A 16,833-nucleotide genomic window follows, 5' to 3' on the forward strand; every position below is an offset into this window, starting at 1 on the left:
CATTCCCTCCGATGTGTACATCGTGGCGCACATCTCCGGTGACTGTGTACATGTCGGCGAGTGCGGTGGCGTGGGCGCCGCTCCTACGCTCGCGGCCATGAGCGTCACCGATCTGCCTCCGACCGTCCCCGTGGGCGGCCCCTCGCTCCCGCAGGAGCGCCGGCTCGTGAGCCGCATCCCCGGGCCGCGGTCCGAGGAGCTGCTCGCCCGGAAGGCGGCCGCCGTCGCCGCGGGCGTGGGGCACACGGTGCCCATCGAGGCCGTCGCCGCGGGTGGCGGCGTGGTCGTCGACGCCGACGGCAACTCGCTCATCGATCTCGGCTCGGGCATCGCCGTGACCACCGTCGGCAACGCGCACCCGGCGGTCGTCGCCGCCGTGCAGGCGCAGGTCGCGCAGTTCACGCACACCTGCTTCATGATCTCGCCCTACGACGCGTACGTGAGCGTCGCCGAAGCCCTCAACCGGCTCACGCCGGGCGATCACGCCAAGAAGAGCGCGCTGTTCAACTCGGGCGCCGAGGCGGTCGAGAACGCCGTCAAGATCGCCCGCAAGTACACCGGACGCTCCGCCGTGGTGGCTTTCGACCACGCGTACCACGGGCGCACCAACCTGACGATGGCGCTCACCGCCAAGTCGATGCCCTACAAGAGCGGCTTCGGTCCGTTCGCGTCCGAGGTCTATCGCGCTCCTGTGTCGTACCCGTTCCGCGACGGCCTGACGGGTCCCGAGGCGGCCCGTCGTGCGATCTCGCTCATCGAGAAGCAGGTCGGCGCCGACAACCTCGCGGCCGTCATCATCGAGCCCATCCAGGGCGAGGGCGGCTTCATCGTCCCCGCCGACGGGTTCCTGCCGGCGATCGTCGACTGGTGCCGCGCGAACGACGTCGTCTTCATCGCCGACGAGGTGCAGAGCGGATTCGGCCGCACCGGCGCCATGTTCGCCAGCGAGCTGTTCGGCATCGTCCCCGACCTCGTGACGACCGCGAAGGGCATCGCCGCGGGGCTGCCGCTGGCGGCGGTCACCGGTCGCGCCGAGATCATGGACGCCTCGCACGCGGGAGGACTCGGCGGCACGTACGGCGGCAACCCGATCGCCTGCGCCGCCGCGCTGGCGGCCATCGACGCCTTCGAGCACGAGGGCTTCGTCGATCGGGCGAACGACCTCGGCCGCATCCTGGTCGACCGCCTGACGGCTCTGCAGTCGGCCGACCCCCGCATCGGCGAGGTGCGCGGGCGCGGAGCGATGGTGGCGGCGGAGTTCGTGGACCCTGCCACCGGCGAACCGGATGCGGCGCTGACCGCCGCCGTGGCCAAGGCGTGCATCGCCGAGGGCGTCATCGTGCTGACCTGCGGCACCTACGGCAACGTCATCCGCTTCCTGCCTCCGCTCTCGATCGGCGACGAGCTGCTGCACGAGGGCTTGGATGTGGTCGCCGCGGCGCTCGCCGCCGCCTGACCTGACCCGACACCACCACCCGATCCGGACCCGCGGTACCCACACGAAGGAGTGACATGAGCACCACCGAGATCACGCGCGACGTCGTCGTCATCGGCGCCGGCGCCGCCGGGCTGACGGCCGCCAACGACCTGCGCAAGGCCGGCCTCTCGGTCGCCGTGCTCGAGGCGAGGGATCGCGTGGGCGGGCGGCTGTGGACCGACACGATCGAGGGCGCGATGCTCGAGATCGGCGGCCAGTGGGTGTCGCCCGACCAGCATGCGCTGATCGACACGGTGGCCGAGCTGGGCCTGTCGACCTACTCGCGGTACCGCGAGGGCGACAGCGTCTACGTGGGCCCCGACGGTGCACTCACCCGCTTCACGGGCGACGCCTTCCCCGTGAGCGAGGCCACGGCTGCCGAGATCGAGCGGATCACCGACGTGCTCGACGCGCTCGTCGCCGAGATCGACCCCGATCGACCGTGGGCTCACCCGCGGGCCGCCGAGTGGGACACGGTGTCGTGGGACGCCTGGCTCCGCGCGCAGACCGACGACGACGAGGCGGTGCGAAACCTCGCCTTCGCCACGGGGTCGGCCATGCTCACCAAGCCGACCCACGCGTTCTCGCTCCTGCAGTCGCTGCTCATGGCCGCGAGCGCCGGTAGCTACTCGCACCTCGTCGACGCCGACTTCATCCTCGACAAGCGCGTCGTCGGCGGCCTCCAGCAGGTGCCGCTGCTGCTCGCCGAGCGACTCGGCGATGACGTGTATCTCGACCAGCCGGTCCGCACCCTCACCTGGAGCGACAGCGGCGTGGTCGCCGAAGCCGCATCCGTCACGGTCCGCGCGCGTCGCGCGATCCTCGCCCTGGCGCCCGTGCTCTATCCGCGCATCTCGTTCGTGCCGGCGCTGCCGCGACTGCAGCAGCAGATGCACCAGCACATCTCGATGGGGTTCGTCATCAAGGTGCACGCCGTGTACGACCGGCCGTTCTGGCGCGAGCAGGGGCTGTCCGGCACGGCTTTCAGCCCGTACGAACTCGCGCACGAGGCGTATGACAACACCAACCACGGCGACGAGCGGGGCACGCTGGTCGGCTTCGTCTCCGACCGCAACGCCGACGACCTGTTCCGCCTTTCCGCAGACGAGCGCAAGGAGCGGATCCTCGAATCCCTCTCGCACTACTACGGTCCCGAGGCCAAGAACCCGGTCGTCTACTACGAGAGCGACTGGGGCAGCGAGGAATGGACCCGCGGCGCATACGCGGCCAGCTTCGACCTGGGCGGGCTGCACCGCTACGGCGCCGACCTGCGCACCGCGATCGGCCCCATCCACCTCGCCTGCAGCGACCTCGCCGGAGCGGGGTACCAGCACGTCGACGGCGCCATCCGCATGGGTCACCTCGCGGCCGACGAGATCGTCCAGGCGGTCCGCGCGTGAGCGGGCGCATCGTCGTCGGCTACACCGCGACCGACGCCGGCGCCGACGCCCTCGTCCTGGGGATGCGGCTCGCCGCCGCCTCGGCGTCGGAGCTCGACATCGTGATCGTCCTGCCGAGCGACGAGCGCTCGGTCATCACCCCGCCGGACGCGGGTTACGACCGGCACCTGCGCGAGACGGCGACCGGCTGGCTGGAGCGGGCCGCGGAACTGGTGGGCGACACGGTGGTCCACCGTCCCCACATCCGCTACGGCGAGTCGTTCGCCGAAGGGCTCGTGGCCGCGGCGGACGAGGTCCAGGCCACCCACATCGTGGTCGGTGCGGCCAACGGCGGACTGCGCGGTCGGCACCGCCTCGGCACCGTGGCCAACGAACTGATGCACTACTCGGACGTGCCCGTCGTGCTGGCGCCGGAGGGCGCACGCGACCTGCCGCCCGGCGCGGGTGTCGCCCGGGTCACGGCCGCCGTCGGCACGCGGCCCGGCGGCGCGGTGCTGCTGGCCGAGGCGGTCGCCCTCGCCGTGGCGACCGGCGCGCCGCTCCGGCTGCTCTCGCTCGCGACGATCGATCTGCCCCCGGGCGCCGACACCGGCGTCATCCGCATCACGGGCGCCTCGCACGCGCACGACGTCCTCGCGCAGGCCCGCGCGGCGCTGCCCGAGGGCCTCGACGCGGAGGTCGTGACCGCGAGCGGCGACTCCATCGAGGACGCCGTGCAGCAGATCGACTGGGAACCCTCCGAGATCGCGTTGGTCGGCTCGAGTCGTCTCGCCCAACCGCGGCGCCTGTTCCTCGGCTCCACTGCCGCCAAGATGCTCCATGTCCTACCCGTCCCCATGATCGTCGTGCCCCGCACGCGTACCGCAGAAGGATCTCGATGATGAGCGCTTCCGACCCGCAGACGGCGACACCGACGACCGAGACCGGCGGTCTCTCCAAGAAGGGGCTGTCGGCGGGAACGGTGGGCCTCATCGGCGCCATCGTCATCGGCATCTCCTGCATCGCCCCCGCCTACACGCTCACCGCGGCGCTCGGACCCACCGTCTCCGCGGTCGGGGTCCAGGTGCCGGCGATCATCCTCGTCGGGTTCATCCCGATGCTGCTGGTCGCCTTCGGCTACCGCGAGCTCAACCGGTCGATGCCGGACTCGGGCACATCCTTCACGTGGGCGGCACGCGCTTTCGGACCGTGGGTCGGCTGGATGGCGGGATGGGGCCTGGTCGCCGCGACCATCCTCGTGCTGTCGAACCTCGCCGGCATCGCGGTGGACTTCCTCTTCCTGCTGATCGCGCAGATCACGCAGAACGAGAGCATCGCCGACATCGCGGCGAACCCGCTCGTCAACGTGGTCGTGTGTTTGGCCTTCATGGCCGCGGCGACCCTCGTCTCCTATCGCGACATGCAGACCACGCAGAAGCTGCAGTACGTGCTCGTGGGCTTCCAGGTCGTCGTGCTCCTGGCTTTCTCGATCGCGGCGATCGTCGAGACCGTGAACGGCAACGGGTTCGACGCGACGCCCTTCGACTGGTCGTGGTTCAACCCCTTCGCGGTGTCGTCCTTCAGCTCCTTCGCGGCCGGCCTGTCGCTGTCGATCTTCATCTTCTGGGGCTGGGATGTGACCCTGACCATGAACGAGGAGACGAAGGACCCCGACAAGACGCCGGGACGCGCGGCCACCGTGACGGTCATCGCGATCGTCGTGCTCTACCTGCTGCTGTCGGTGTCGCTGATCATGTTCGCGGGTGTGGGGGACGGCGAGTTCGGCCTCGGAAACCCCGACATCCAGGACAACGTGTTCTTCCACCTGTCGGGCCCGATCCTCGGTCCGCTGGCGGCCCTCGTGTCGCTGGCGGTGCTCACCAGCTCGGCGTCCTCGCTGCAGTCGACGTTCGTCTCGCCCGCCCGCACCCTGTTGGCGATGGGGCACTACGGCGCCCTGCCGCCGGCCTTCGCCAAGGTCAGCCCGCGGTTCTTCACCCCGGGCTACGCGACGGTCGTCGCCGCCGTCGTCGCCTCCGGGTTCTACGCGGTCATGCGCTTCGTCAGCGAGAACGTGCTGTGGGACACCATCACCGCGCTCGGCATGATGATCTGCTTCTACTACGGCCTCACCGCGTTCGCGTGCGTCTGGTACTTCCGCAAGCAGTGGTTCGACTCGGCGCGGTCGTTCTTCTTCACGCTGCTCTTCCCGCTGATCGGCGGCGTGATCCTCGCCGTGCTGTTCGTGACCACCCTCGTCGACTCGATGAACCCGGACTACGGCTCGGGATCGCAGATCTTCGGACTGGGGCTCGTCTTCGTCCTCGGGGTCACCGTCATCCTCGTCGGCGTCGCGATCATGATCTGGCAGGCGATCGTCCGACCCGACTTCTTCCGCGGCAAGACGCTGGGCCTGGACGCGCCGGCGAGCCTGCGCCGCCGGCGCCGGTGACGGCACACTGGGTGCACGAGCGACGACCACGATTCCACGACACCGACTCCCACACTCCCAAGGAGGACGCATGAGCGACTACGCAGTCGTGAACCCGGCGACGGGTGAGACCCTGGCCACCTACCCGACCCTCACCGATGAGGAACTCGCCGCCAAGCTCGCCGGCGCCGACGAGGCCTACCGCACGTGGCGCGCCACGCCGGTCGCCGAACGGGCCGCCCGCATCCGCCGGGTCGCGGAGCTCTATCGCGAACGCCGCGACGCCCTCGCCGAAACGATCGTGCGCGAGATGGGCAAGCCGCTCGCCGCGGCCCTCGGCGAGGTCGACTTCGCCGCCGACATCACCGAGTTCTACGCCGACAACGCCGAACGCATCACCGCCGACCAGCCGCTCGACATCCTGGGCGAGGGCACGGCCGTGGTGCGCAAGGCCCCGCTCGGCGTGCTGCTGGGCATCATGCCGTGGAACTTCCCCTACTACCAGGTGGCCCGCTTCGCGGCGCCCAACCTGGTGCTGGGCAACACCATCCTGCTCAAGCACGCCCCGCAGTGCCCCGAATCCGCCGCCGCGATCGAGGCGCTCCACGTGGATGCCGGCCTGCCCGTCGGCGCCTACCTCAACCTCTACGCGACCAACGAGCAGGCGGCCACGGTGATCGCCGACCCGCGCGTGCAGGGCGTCTCGGTGACGGGCTCGGAGCGGGCGGGCGCCGCCGTGGCCGAGGCCGCCGGGCGGAGCCTGAAGAAGGTCGCGCTCGAGCTCGGCGGTTCCGACCCGTTCATCGTGCTGTCCACCGACGATCTGGACGCGACCGTCGCCGCCGCCGTCGAGGGGCGACTGGACAACAACGGCCAGTCCTGCAACGCCCCCAAGCGCTTCATCGTCACGGACGGGCTCTACGAGTCCTTCCTCGAGAAGTTCACGGCGGCGATGGAGGCCACCGTCATGGGCGACCCGTTCGCCGACGACACCGAGCTGGGACCGCTGTCGTCGCTGGTCGCCGCCGAGCGGCTGCAGGAGCAGATCGATCGTGCCGTCGCGCAGGGCGCCCGGCTCGTGACCGGCGGCACCCGCGAGGGCGCCTACGTCAGCCCCACCGTGCTGACCGACGTCACGCCGGAGATGGACGTCTACCGCGAGGAGCTCTTCGGGCCGGCCGGTGTGGTCTACCGCGTGGCGGACGAGGCCGAGGCCGTGCACGTGGCGAACGACACCAGCTTCGGTCTCGGGTCCTACGTGTTCACCACCGACCCCGCGCAGGCGGAGCGGGTGGCCGACGGCATCGACGCGGGCATGGTCTACATCAACTGCGTGCTGGCCGATTCGCCCGAGCTGCCCTTCGGCGGCGTCAAGCGGTCGGGCACCTCGCGGGAGATGGGTCTGCTGGCGGCCGACGAGTTCGTCAACAAGAAGCTCGTGCGCATCGCCGGATGAGGCGTGGCGCCGGCGTGCCACGATGGCGCCGTCGAGGCGACAGAATGGTGCCATGGCGGACGAGACGCACGACGGGGCGGGCGCGGGCGAACCGCGGGATACGCGCATGATCGGCGCGCCCGAGGCGATCCCGCCCGGCCCCGCGCGCCGTTCCCGCGCCGGCCGGGCCCTGCTCGTCACGGGCCTCGCGCTCGTAGGGATGTGCGGCGTCATCGCCGCGGGAACCGGTATCGGCTGGGCGGCGTGGACGGTCTACGAGCGCAACCTGAGCGCCGAGGGCGTGACGGTGTCGCAGCAGCAGATCGTCGATGCCGCGCTCGCCGCTGCGGCCCCGCAGACCGAGGCGACCACGACCCAGGGCGAGGCGTACCGCGCCGCGCGATCCGCGTGGGACGCCGAGCAGGCCGCCGTCGAGAGCTGGCGCGCGGGCACCGCGGCCCCCACGCCCGCGCAGTCCAACCCGGGCGGCACGGCGATGCCGGGCGCCGATCCCACCGGCCGCGGGTTCCTCGATGCGATCGGCGCCACCGACGTCCAGGTGGCCTACGAGGCCGGTCCCGACAATTGCGGATACAACGCCGAGGGCAACGACGCGTACACCCTCGTCGTCGGCGGCTGCTACGACACCCGGTTCCCGGACTGGGTGCTCATGGCGTGGGAGCCGGGCACGGAGGAGACCGTGTGGCCGATCTTCGTGCACGAGGCCATGCACTGGTACCAGTACCAGAACTACTACGCGGCCTTCCTCGCGGCCGACCGTGTGGGCGTCCCCCGGGACGCCTACATCGCCGAACTCGAGGCCGACGCGAGTTGCCGAGCGGTCTACGTGCACGGCATCCCGGCGTGGCGTTACGCGACCTCGTCGGCGCCCTGCGACGTCGACGGCTGGTACGACGGCTGGCTCCTCGACCACCTGGCGTCGCTGGGCGTACCGGTGGCGGAGCCGGTCGCCGCCGACTACGAGATCGCCGAAGTGGTGCGCCCATGACCCGTCGTCGCACGTTCGCGCTGCTGCCCTTGGTCGCGCTGCTCGCCCTCGCCGGGTGCGCCGGCCCCGATCCGGATGTCGTCACCGACAGCGCGCGAGCGACCTTCGACGCGCTCGTCGCGCGGGCGGCGGATGTCGATCCCGCCGTCCTGCGCACCCTGCAGACGGCCGAGCCCGCGGATCAGGAGTGCGCGCGCCCGGAGGGGAGCTCCCAGACGGCGTTCACCGCGACGGGCACGCTGTCGGTCGCGGCCGACCCGGCCGAGGCGTCGCGCATCCGCTCCGACCTGGCCGGCACCCTCGACGGCGGCGAATGGTCCACCATCCGCGCGGCCGAGGGGTCGCCCGCACAGCAGGCGTGGATCTCGGAGGAGAACATCGTGACGACGCTGACCGTGGACGGGCCGACGCTCGTGATCGCGGTCTTCACGCCCTGCCTTTCGTCGTGAGCGTTCGCATGGCACGAGGGCATGCTCTACACTGGGACGTGCAGTACAAGTCTGCATTCTTTCGCCGTGCCCCGCGTTCGGGCAGCCCCCGACAAGGTTCACGGCAGGAGTGCGGGTCCGAGACCTCAGGGTCTTTAGGGCGGTAGCTCAATTGGCAGAGCAGCGGTCTCCAAAACCGCAGGTTGCAGGTTCGATTCCTGTCCGCCCTGCGCGCCAGCGCACGCTGGTACATCGGTAATGATTCAGGTGGGTGCATGATCCAGGACGAGCCGAAGGGCGAGGTCGTCGCGGCGAGCGGCGCCGTGGGCGAGAAGAAGCCGAACTTCTTCATGCGCATCGTCATCTTCATCCGTCAGGTCTTCGCCGAACTCCGCAAGGTCGTCACCCCGACGCGCAAGGAACTCCTGAAGTTCACCGGCGTCGTCCTGGGATTCGTCGTCGTGATGATGGCGGTCGTGTACGGCCTCGACGTCGTTTTCGTCTGGCTGACGACGGTCGTCTTCGGGATTCCCGGCGTCTGAGATCGCGCGGTGGGCCCTCGCGGTCCGCGACCACGAACGAGAGAGTACGTAAGTGTCTGAGAAATACACCGACGACGCCGACTGGGCGACCGCTGCCGAGCAGTCCAGCGAGGACGACGAGGCCCAGGAGGGCAACACCCTGGCCGCCGAGGAGCGTTCCGTTGAGCCCGCCGAGCACGTGGCGCTGCACATCGAGGACCCCGACGCCGAAGAAGACGGCGACGACGGCACCGAAGACATCGACATCGACGACCCGGAGGCGGACGCCATCGTGAACGACGCACTCGAGATCGACCAGGCCGCCGAGGCCGAGGCCGCGGCCGAGGTGCTGACGGAATCGCTCGCCGACGAAGAAGCCGAGCGCGAGGCCGACGCCGCCGACGAGGTCGCCCCGTACGACGGGCCCGATGTCAACGGCGAGCCGGACGCCCCCGTCCTCGACCCCGAGTTCGTCGCCGACATCGACGCCGCTGCGGGCATCGTCGAGGACGCCGAGACCGAGGCCGACGAGGACGCCGACCCGTACGAGGCGTTCCGCACCGAGCTGCGCGCCCTGCCGGGCAAGTGGTACGTCATCCACTCCTACGCCGGGTTCGAGCGCAAGGTGAAGGCCAACATCGAGCAGCGCAAGTCGACGCTCGAGGTCGAGGAAGACATCTACCAGATCGAGGTCCCGATGGAGGACGTCGTCGAGATCAAGAACGGTCAGCGCAAGATGGTGACGCGCGTCCGGATCCCCGGCTACGTGCTCGTGCGCATGGAGCTCAACGAGGACACCTGGTCGGTCGTGCGCCACACGCCGGGCGTCACCGGCTTCGTGGGCAACGCCCACAACCCGACTCCGCTGCGTTTCGAAGAGGCCTTCAACATGCTGAAGAGCCTCGTCGAGATCAAGGAAGTCGCCCCGGCCAAGGGCACCACGGCGAAGGGCACGCAGCCCACCGCCCGCATCATCGCCGAGGTCGACTACGAGATCGGCGAGACCATCACGATCAAGGAGGGCTCGTTCGCGGGTCTTCCGGGCTCGATCAGCGAGATCAAGCCGGAGAGCGGCAAGCTCACCGTCCTCGTCTCGCTCTTCGAGCGCGAGACGCCGGTCGAGCTGTCGTTCGACCAGGTCTCGAAGATGATCTGACACATACGTCTTACCCGAAACGCCCCGTCACGCTCTGCGAGACGGGGCGTTTCGCGTCGGCCGCACGCACGTGCGTCGGGGCTCCCTTCTCGCGCACACCGCGGGCCGCCCGGATCGGGTAGACTCATGTGGTTTGTGCGCCGCTTCGTCGTGCGCGCGAACAACCGCAGTCCGGAACCGCCGGATCCGCGGGAGAACGGATGCTCGTCCGATGCGAGGCGCGAAGCGCATCGTCGCCGGGCGCGCGGCATCCGTTCGATGAGAGGAAGAGGAAATGGCACCGAAGAAGAAGGTGACCGGCCTGATCAAGCTTCAGATCAAGGCTGGTGCCGCCAACCCGGCGCCGCCGATCGGGCCCGCGCTCGGTCAGCATGGCGTCAACATCATGGAGTTCTGCAAGGCGTACAACGCCGCGACCGAGTCGCAGCGCGGCAACGTCATCCCCGTCGAGATCACCGTCTACGAGGACCGCAGCTTCACCTTCATCCTGAAGACCCCGCCCGCCGCGGAGCTCATCAAGAAGGCCGCCGGTGTGGCCAAGGGTTCGCCCACGCCCCACACGACCAAGGTGGCCAAGCTCACCAAGGCTCAGGTGCGCGAGATCGCCGAGGCGAAGCAGCCCGACCTGAACGCGAACGACATCGAGGCTGCCTCGAAGATCATCGCCGGCACCGCCCGCTCCATGGGCATCACGGTCGAGGACTGAGGGGATCACGAACATGGCTAAGTCCAAGGCATACATCGCCGCCGCCGAGAAGATCGAGGCCGGCAAGTTCTACACCCCGACCGAGGCAGTCGCCCTCGCGAAGGAGACCGGGTCGAAGAAGTTCGACTCGACCGTCGAGGTCGCGCTCAAGCTCGCCGTCGACCCCCGCAAGGCAGACCAGATGGTGCGCGGCACCGTCATCCTGCCCCACGGCACCGGTAAGACCGCCCGCGTCATCGTGTTCGCCACCGGCCCCGCGGCCGAGGCAGCGATCGCCGCTGGCGCCGACGAGGTCGGCGGCGCCGAGCTCATCGAGAAGGTCGCCGGCGGCTGGACCGCGTTCGACGCGGCCGTCTCCACGCCCGAGCTCATGGGCCAGGTCGGTCGTCTCGGAAAGGTGCTGGGCCCCCGTGGTCTGATGCCGAACCCGAAGACCGGCACCGTGACCCCCAACGCGGCCAAGGCCGTCGAGGAGATCAAGGGCGGAAAGATCGAGTTCCGCGTCGACAAGCACGCCAACGTGCACTTCGTCGTCGGCAAGGCCTCGTTCACGGCCGAGCAGCTCGACGAGAACATGACGGCAGCGATCGACGAGGTCGTCCGCCTGAAGCCCTCGAGCGCGAAGGGCCGTTACATCCAGAAGGGTGCGGTCTCGACCACGTTCGGCCCCGGCATCCCGCTGGACGTCAACGTCCTGTCCTGACCGACAGCGCACGTGAGAAGGGCCCCCGTCCTCGGACGGGGGCCCTTCTTCGTGTCGTCACGCGTCGTCGCGGACGGTGAAATCGAGGGGGCCGGTCGCGTCGGTCTCGGTGACGACCGTGCGGTCGACGTGCGCGAATCGCGGGCCCGACCGCATCCAATCGATCATCTGCTGCACGTGCTCCTCCTCGCCGTGCAGCTCCGCCTCGACCGTGCCGTCGGCGCGATTGCGCACCCATCCGGCGACGCCGAGTTCGACGGCGGTCTGCCGTGCGGCGTCGCGGTAGCCGACCGCCTGGACGGTTCCGGAGACGACGACATGGGTGTGGCGCATGCTCCCATCATGCGGGCTGTGCCGGTCGAGCGGCACCCGGGTATCGCGGTCGCCGTCGGTGTGCCACTATGCGCGGCGCCGGGCGCGCGGCTCAGCCCGCGATGATCAGGTTCACGGCGATGACGGCCATGACGACGGCGATGAGCCCGTCGAGGATGCGCCACGCGCGCGGTGAGGCGAGCCACCGGCTGAGGTAACGCGCGCCGAAGGCGAGCGCGCCGAACCAGAGGACGCTGGCGAGCATCGCCCCGGCGGCGAAGACCCAGCGCATGTCGCCCTGGGTCGCCGCGACCGAACCGAGCAGGAACACCGTGTCGAGGTAGACGTGGGGGTTCAGCCACGTGAGCGCCAGGCAGGTCATGATGACGGCGGTCAGCGGCCCCGCGGTGCGGCTGCGGACGGTGGTCCCGCGCCCGGACCCGCCGGAGGCGGTGGAGTCGGAGTCGCCACCGGCCGCCGCGTCGCCTGCCTCGAGGGCCGCCCCGGTGGGACGGATCGCGCGACGCGCGGCGACGAACGCGTAGCCGAGGAGGAACGCCGCGCCGGCCCAGCGCGCGACCGAGATCGCCCACGGCGCGTGGTGCAGGAGGAGGCCGAGCCCGGACACCCCGACCGCGATGAGGATCGCGTCCGAGACGGCGCAGACCGCCGCGACGGCGAACACGTACTGCCGCCGGATGCCCTGCCGCAGCACGAAGAGGTTCTGCGCGCCGATCGCGACGATGAGCGAGAGCCCGAGGGTGAGGCCCGCGAAGAAAGGAGAGATCACCTGCCCGACGATACGGAGGCGGTCGCGCACAGTACAGCTGTCATTTCTGTGGCTGCGTAAGCTGTGCTTATGGTTGAGATTTCCGCGGACCTCGCCGCGACGCTCGCGGCCGTCATCGACACGGGCACGATGGATGCGGCCGCCCGCCGCCTGCACATCACCCCGTCCGCGGTGAGCCAACGCATCCGCGCACTCGAGGACCGGCTGGGCCGCGTGCTGCTCGTGCGCGCGAAGCCGGCGCGTGCGACGGCGGACGGCGAGCGCGTCGTGCGGCTTGCGCGGCAGTACGCGTTGCTCGCGAACGATCTCGTGACCGAGCTGCACGGCCCGGCTGCGGCGCCGCGGGTGAGTGTGCCGCTCGCGGTCAACGCCGATTCGATGGCGACCTGGTTCGTGCCCGCCCTCGCCCGGGTCACGAGGGAGCACGCCGTGGTCGTCGACCTCCACCGCGACGACCAGGACTTCACCGCTGCGCTGCTCGAGTCTGGCCAGGTGATGGCGGCGGTCACATCGCGCGCGGTCCCGGTCGCGGGATGCCGGGTCACCCCGCTCGGCACCATGCGCTACGTCGCCGTGGCCACCGCCGACATCGCGCGCGACGCGGCGGACGCCGATGCCTTCGCGTCACTGCCGGCGGTGGACTTCGACCGGCGCGACGAGCTGCAGTCGCGATGGCTGCGCGCCCGCGGCGTCGACCCCGCTCTCGTGGCCCGTCACCTCGTACCCGGTTCCCACGACTTCGCTCTCGCGGTGCGCGCGGGGCTCGGATGGGGGATGCTGCCGCTCCAGCAGTGCTCCGACGACCTCGACGCCGGGACTCTCGTGGCGCTCGGCGGCGAGCCCATCGACGTGCCGCTGTACTGGCAGCAGTGGAACCTGGGGTCACCGCTGCTCGATGCGATCGCCGCGTCGGTCGTCTCGGTCGCGGCGGAGGCGCTGACCGGCGGTGTCAGCCCTCGCTGACCCGTAGCACCGACTTGCCGCGGGTGTGGCCGCGTTCGAGGTCGCGATGGGCGCTCGCCGCGTCCGTCAGATCGTGCACCGCGTCGACGTACACCTGGATGGAACGCGTGTCGAGGAGGCGGGCGAGCGTCGACAGCACATCGCCGTCGGGGATGACCTTGTACCCGGTGGCGCGCAGGCCCGCCGCCGCGGCGGCCTCCTCGAAGCCGTCCCACGAGCCGGTCGGCACCAGCACATACAGCCCGCCCGGGCGCAGCACGCCCAGCGAACGGCTCCCCACGTCGTCGGTGGCGTTGCCCACGAGATCGATGACCGCATCCATCTCGCCGACCACGTCCTCGAAGCGCGTCGTGGCGTAGTCGATCACGACCGATGCGCCGAGCTCGCGCAGCCACGGCGCGTTGCCCGCCGAGGCGGTGACGGTGACCTGCGCGCCGAAGTAGGCGGCGAGCTGCACGGCGAAGTGGCCCACCCCTCCGCTGCCGGCGTGGATGAGGATGCGCTGCCCCTCGTGCGCGTGCGCGGTCTCGACGATCAGCCCCCAGGCGGTGAGGGCGGCGAGCGGGACGCCCGCGGCCTCGACGTGGGAGAGCGCCGCGGGCTTGCGCGTCACCGACTGCGACGGCACGACCACGTACTCGGCGTACGAGCCGCCGGTGCGGGGGAACGGCACCATGCCGTACACCTCGGTGCCCGGCTGCAGCGGATGCGAGGCGTACGGGGCGCGGACGACCACGCCGCTGAAGTCGTATCCGAGGGCGGCGGGATACGCCGGTACGGCGGCGGACACGCCGGCTCCCGCGCGCGTCTTGGCGTCGATCGGGTTGACGCCCGCAGCCACGACCCGCACGAGCAGCTCGCCCAGGACCGGGTCGGGCACCGGGATCTCGCCGAGGTGGAGCGCCTCGGGCGAGCCGGGCTCGTCGATCACGGCCGCACGCATGCGGGCCGGGACGGGCGGGGGAGCGGACTCCGTCGGCGTCGAGAGGTCTGTCGTACGCAGCGGCCGGTAGCTCATCGGTCGCTCCTTCCACGTGCGTGTCGGCGATGGCAGCGCGTGCCGGGGCTGGCCCCAGTCAAGCGCGCCATTGTCTCAGCCGTGTTACGCCGGTGAAACCACTGTCGAAGGCTGCGCGCCGCCGTGGCGGGGCAGCACACCGGCGTTCAGTGCGTGCAGGAGCCGCGTCAGGTTGTCGATCTCGTCGACGGGCCACTCGTCCAGTGCGCTCAAGAGGAGCCCCTCCTGGGGGGCGCGTGCGGCGGCGAGGCGCTCCATCCCGAACGCGGTCGGTGAGAGCAGGCTCGAGCGTCCGTCGGCGGGATCGGGGGCGCGCTGGATCAGGTCGAGCGACTCCAGCTCGCGCACCGTCCGGCTGAGCTGCCCCTTGTCGACCATGAGCGTCTCTGCCAGCGCGGACTGCGTGATCGACTCGCGACGGACGATGGTCGTGAAGACCTTGTAGGCACCCGGGAGCATGCCGGGGCTCACGCGGTTGGCGTTCTCGGTGATGATGCGCCGGAACTGGCCGATCAGCTCGCTGAACTCGCCCTCGAGGGCGCGCACCGCATCGGTGCGCGCCTCTCGAGTGGTCTCGTCGCTCATCCGGATCAGCCTACTTCTCGGATGCCGGGCGTCCCGCGTCGCCCGAGGGCACCGTGACCGTGCCCGTCGCGGTGAGCGTCTCCATCGCCTCGGGCACCGTGACGGTGGCGAGGTCGGCCTCGGAGGCGTGACGGCGCTCGGCGGTCGTCATCCGGGTGAGGGGGGTGTTCGGCAGGAACACGATCGCAATCAGGCTGATGACGGCGACGGGCACCGCGATCAGGAACGCGTGCGAGATCCCGGTGGCGTAGATGTCCTCGAAGATGACCCGCAGCGTCTCCGGCATCGCCGACACCTGGGGGAGCGTCCCCGACTGCAGCTGCGCCGCCCACTGCTGAGCCTGGTCGCCCAGCGTCGCGAGGGCGCCGCCGATGTCGTCCTTGCGCTCGGCGACGAGCTCGGTCACGCGGGAGGCGAGAGCCGCGCCCATGACCGAGACCCCGATCGTGCCGCCCAGGCTCCGGAAGAACGTGACGCCGGAGCTGGCGGCGCCGATCTCCGACGGGCGGGACGTGTTCTGCACCACCAGCACCAGGTTCTGCATCGTCATGCCCACGCCCGCGCCGAGCAGGAACATGTAGACCGACACGAGGAAGAAGTTCGTGTCGTAGTGGATGGTCGACAGGAGCGTCGCCCCGGCCACCAGCAGCACCGAGCCGACGACGAGGTACGGCTTCCAGCGTCCGAACCGCGAGATGAGCTGTCCGACGACGATCGACGAGACGAGCAGCCCGCCGATCATCGGGATCGTCATAAGACCCGCCTCAGTGGGCGTCGCGCCCCGGGCGGACTGCATGTACTGGCTGAGGTACACCGACGCGCCGAACATCGCGATGCCCGTCGCGATCGACGCGATCACGGCCAGCGTGAAGGTGCGGTTGCGGAAGAGCGTGAGGGGGATGAGGGGCTCGCGCACGCGCAGCTCGACGATGACGAACAGCACAGCGGCCAGGAGGGCGCCGCCCACCATCAGCATCGTGGGCACGCTCCACCAGTCGAACGAGCTTCCGGCGAGGGTCACCCAGATGAGCAGCAGCGACACGGCGACCGAGAGCAGCACGATGCCGAGGTAGTCGATCGAGACCTTGCGCGGCTCGCGGTCCGGCAGGTGCAGAGTGCGCTGCACGATGATCAGGGCCGCCACGGCGAAGGGCAGCGCGACGAAGAAGTTCCAGCGCCATCCGAGCGCATCGGTGATGACGCCGCCGAGCAGCGGGCCGCCGACGGTGGCCACGGCCATGACCGCACCGAACAGACCCATGTACCGGCCGCGCTCACGCGGGCTGATGATGTCGGCCATGATGACCTGGCTGAGCGCGGCGAGACCGCCGGCGCCGAGTCCCTGCACCGCGCGGAAGGCGATGAGCATCTGCGGGTCCTGCGAGAAGCCCGCCGCGGCCGTCGCGACGACGAAGATCGCGATCGCCAGCTGGAAGAGCACCTTGCGGTTGGTGAGGTCGGCGAGCTTGCCCCAGATGGGGGTCGAGATCGCGGTCGTCAGCAGAGTGGCGGTGACGACCCAGGTGAAGGCGCTCTGATCGCCCTCGAGGTCGTGGATGATCACGGGGAGCGACGTCGAGACGACGGTCGAGGCGAGCATCGAGACGAACATGCCGAGCAGAAGCCCGGACAGGGCCTCCAGGACGCGGCGCTGGCTCATCTTGGGTGGGGCGGCGGTGTCCGTCGCGGCGGTGGCTGTCATGGGAGACGTCCTTCTATCGAATGCGGGGTGGCGACGTCGTCGGCGCAGACGGTTGACAAAAGTCAATCGTTGAGATGGATCAACGATATGGGTAAACGTTGACGCGCGTCAACTATTCCCGCGATGCGGCGTAAGGGCGGTCGCGGCCGAGACCGGCGGCATCCGTCATCCGGGATGGCGCGCGCGGGATCGCCGTCGATCAGGCGATGCCGTCCGCG

17 protein-coding genes and 1 tRNA gene are annotated in these 16,833 nt (G+C 70.3%); 13 read left to right on the top strand and 5 right to left on the bottom strand.

What is annotated here, in order from left to right; genetic code table 11:
• Positions 1–97 precede the first annotated feature (97 nt).
• The 12 genes from gabT to rplA all read left to right on the top strand — a co-directional run bounded on the left by gabT (position 98) and on the right by rplA (position 11,245).
• Complete coding sequence (gene gabT, locus AB0N73_RS04380) at positions 98–1,456, top strand: 4-aminobutyrate--2-oxoglutarate transaminase (RefSeq protein WP_363560751.1); 1,359 nt, start codon at positions 98–100, stop codon at positions 1,454–1,456.
• 56 nt (positions 1,457–1,512) lie between these two features.
• Entirely contained in the window at positions 1,513–2,877 is a 1,365-nt protein-coding gene (locus AB0N73_RS04385; RefSeq protein WP_363560753.1) for an NAD(P)/FAD-dependent oxidoreductase, read from the top strand.
• Positions 2,874–3,758, top strand: coding sequence for a universal stress protein (locus AB0N73_RS04390; RefSeq protein WP_363560755.1), 885 nt, complete (start codon positions 2,874–2,876; stop codon positions 3,756–3,758). Before AB0N73_RS04385 ends, AB0N73_RS04390 begins: the two co-directional genes overlap by 4 nt.
• Positions 3,758–5,308 carry an APC family permease gene (locus tag AB0N73_RS04395; protein WP_363560757.1) on the top strand — a complete coding sequence of 517 codons (1,551 nt, stop codon included), beginning with the start codon at positions 3,758–3,760 and terminating at the stop codon, positions 5,306–5,308. Before AB0N73_RS04390 ends, AB0N73_RS04395 begins: the two co-directional genes overlap by 1 nt.
• Positions 5,309–5,378: 70 nt before the next feature.
• Complete coding sequence (locus tag AB0N73_RS04400) at positions 5,379–6,743, top strand: NAD-dependent succinate-semialdehyde dehydrogenase (RefSeq protein ID WP_363560759.1); 1,365 nt, start codon at positions 5,379–5,381, stop codon at positions 6,741–6,743.
• A gap of 52 nt (positions 6,744–6,795) precedes the next feature.
• Positions 6,796–7,731 carry a hypothetical protein gene (locus AB0N73_RS04405; RefSeq protein ID WP_363560761.1) on the top strand — a complete coding sequence of 312 codons (936 nt, stop codon included), beginning with the start codon at positions 6,796–6,798 and terminating at the stop codon, positions 7,729–7,731.
• A complete protein-coding gene (locus AB0N73_RS04410; RefSeq protein ID WP_363560763.1) occupies positions 7,728–8,180 on the top strand; it encodes a hypothetical protein in 453 nt (150 codons plus the stop codon). Before AB0N73_RS04405 ends, AB0N73_RS04410 begins: the two co-directional genes overlap by 4 nt.
• Before the next feature lie 136 nt (positions 8,181–8,316).
• Positions 8,317–8,389 (top strand) — tRNA-Trp (locus AB0N73_RS04415).
• 45 nt (positions 8,390–8,434) lie between these two features.
• On the top strand, positions 8,435–8,701 hold the full coding sequence (gene secE, locus AB0N73_RS04420) for a preprotein translocase subunit SecE (protein WP_363560765.1): 267 nt from the start codon (positions 8,435–8,437) through the stop codon (positions 8,699–8,701).
• A 52-nt stretch (positions 8,702–8,753) separates the two neighbouring features.
• Positions 8,754–9,836, top strand: coding sequence for a transcription termination/antitermination protein NusG (gene nusG, locus AB0N73_RS04425; protein ID WP_363560767.1), 1,083 nt, complete (start codon positions 8,754–8,756; stop codon positions 9,834–9,836).
• A 274-nt stretch (positions 9,837–10,110) separates the two neighbouring features.
• Complete coding sequence (gene rplK, locus AB0N73_RS04430; RefSeq protein WP_047547336.1) at positions 10,111–10,542, top strand: 50S ribosomal protein L11; 432 nt, start codon at positions 10,111–10,113, stop codon at positions 10,540–10,542.
• Between the two features lie 13 nt (positions 10,543–10,555).
• Entirely contained in the window at positions 10,556–11,245 is a 690-nt protein-coding gene (gene rplA, locus AB0N73_RS04435; RefSeq protein WP_363560769.1) for a 50S ribosomal protein L1, read from the top strand.
• A 57-nt stretch (positions 11,246–11,302) separates the two neighbouring features.
• Here the strand turns inward: rplA and AB0N73_RS04440 are convergent, their stop codons facing one another.
• A complete protein-coding gene (locus AB0N73_RS04440; RefSeq protein ID WP_363560771.1) occupies positions 11,303–11,578 on the bottom strand; it encodes an acylphosphatase in 276 nt (91 codons plus the stop codon).
• Positions 11,579–11,669: 91 nt separating this feature from the next.
• Positions 11,670–12,347, bottom strand: coding sequence for a LysE/ArgO family amino acid transporter (locus AB0N73_RS04445; RefSeq protein ID WP_363560773.1), 678 nt, complete (start codon positions 12,345–12,347; stop codon positions 11,670–11,672).
• A gap of 69 nt (positions 12,348–12,416) precedes the next feature.
• Here AB0N73_RS04445 and AB0N73_RS04450 point away from each other — a divergent pair, with 69 nt between their 5' ends.
• On the top strand, positions 12,417–13,310 hold the full coding sequence (locus tag AB0N73_RS04450; protein ID WP_363560775.1) for a LysR family transcriptional regulator ArgP: 894 nt from the start codon (positions 12,417–12,419) through the stop codon (positions 13,308–13,310).
• Here AB0N73_RS04450 and AB0N73_RS04455 read toward each other — a convergent pair.
• From AB0N73_RS04455 to AB0N73_RS04465, 3 genes are all read right to left on the bottom strand, one after another.
• Entirely contained in the window at positions 13,297–14,253 is a 957-nt protein-coding gene (locus AB0N73_RS04455) for an NADP-dependent oxidoreductase (protein ID WP_363560908.1), read from the bottom strand. The genes AB0N73_RS04450 and AB0N73_RS04455 overlap by 14 nt on opposite strands.
• A 159-nt stretch (positions 14,254–14,412) precedes the next feature.
• Positions 14,413–14,913 (bottom strand): MarR family winged helix-turn-helix transcriptional regulator, encoded by a 501-nt coding sequence (locus tag AB0N73_RS04460; RefSeq protein ID WP_363560777.1) that lies wholly within the window; start codon positions 14,911–14,913, stop codon positions 14,413–14,415.
• 10 nt (positions 14,914–14,923) lie between these two features.
• Complete coding sequence (locus AB0N73_RS04465) at positions 14,924–16,615, bottom strand: MDR family MFS transporter (protein ID WP_363560779.1); 1,692 nt, start codon at positions 16,613–16,615, stop codon at positions 14,924–14,926.
• Between the last annotated feature and the right edge of the window lie 218 nt (positions 16,616–16,833).

Origin of the sequence: Microbacterium sp. NPDC089189 (genome assembly GCF_040685095.1) — a bacterium.
In the GTDB taxonomy this organism is placed as follows: domain Bacteria; phylum Actinomycetota; class Actinomycetes; order Actinomycetales; family Microbacteriaceae; genus Microbacterium.

Bases quoted from the DNA above. Each gene is read 5' to 3' on its own strand.
- AB0N73_RS04405 (WP_363560761.1), top strand. From the start codon at position 6,796: ATGGCGGACGAGACGCACGACGGGGCGGGCGCGGGCGAACCGCGGGAT.
- AB0N73_RS04450 (WP_363560775.1), top strand. From the start codon at position 12,417: ATGGTTGAGATTTCCGCGGACCTCGCCGCGACGCTCGCGGCCGTCATC.
- AB0N73_RS04440 (WP_363560771.1), bottom strand. From the start codon at position 11,578: ATGCGCCACACCCATGTCGTCGTCTCCGGAACCGTCCAGGCGGTCGGC.
- AB0N73_RS04455 (WP_363560908.1), bottom strand. From the start codon at position 14,253: ATGCGTGCGGCCGTGATCGACGAGCCCGGCTCGCCCGAGGCGCTCCAC.
- gabT (WP_363560751.1), top strand. From the start codon at position 98: ATGAGCGTCACCGATCTGCCTCCGACCGTCCCCGTGGGCGGCCCCTCG.
- AB0N73_RS04465 (WP_363560779.1), bottom strand. From the start codon at position 16,615: ATGACAGCCACCGCCGCGACGGACACCGCCGCCCCACCCAAGATGAGC.
- AB0N73_RS04410 (WP_363560763.1), top strand. From the start codon at position 7,728: ATGACCCGTCGTCGCACGTTCGCGCTGCTGCCCTTGGTCGCGCTGCTC.
- AB0N73_RS04400 (WP_363560759.1), top strand. From the start codon at position 5,379: ATGAGCGACTACGCAGTCGTGAACCCGGCGACGGGTGAGACCCTGGCC.
- AB0N73_RS04385 (WP_363560753.1), top strand. From the start codon at position 1,513: ATGAGCACCACCGAGATCACGCGCGACGTCGTCGTCATCGGCGCCGGC.
- AB0N73_RS04460 (WP_363560777.1), bottom strand. From the start codon at position 14,913: ATGAGCGACGAGACCACTCGAGAGGCGCGCACCGATGCGGTGCGCGCC.
- rplK (WP_047547336.1), top strand. From the start codon at position 10,111: ATGGCACCGAAGAAGAAGGTGACCGGCCTGATCAAGCTTCAGATCAAG.
- secE (WP_363560765.1), top strand. From the start codon at position 8,435: ATGATCCAGGACGAGCCGAAGGGCGAGGTCGTCGCGGCGAGCGGCGCC.
- rplA (WP_363560769.1), top strand. From the start codon at position 10,556: ATGGCTAAGTCCAAGGCATACATCGCCGCCGCCGAGAAGATCGAGGCC.
- AB0N73_RS04395 (WP_363560757.1), top strand. From the start codon at position 3,758: ATGAGCGCTTCCGACCCGCAGACGGCGACACCGACGACCGAGACCGGC.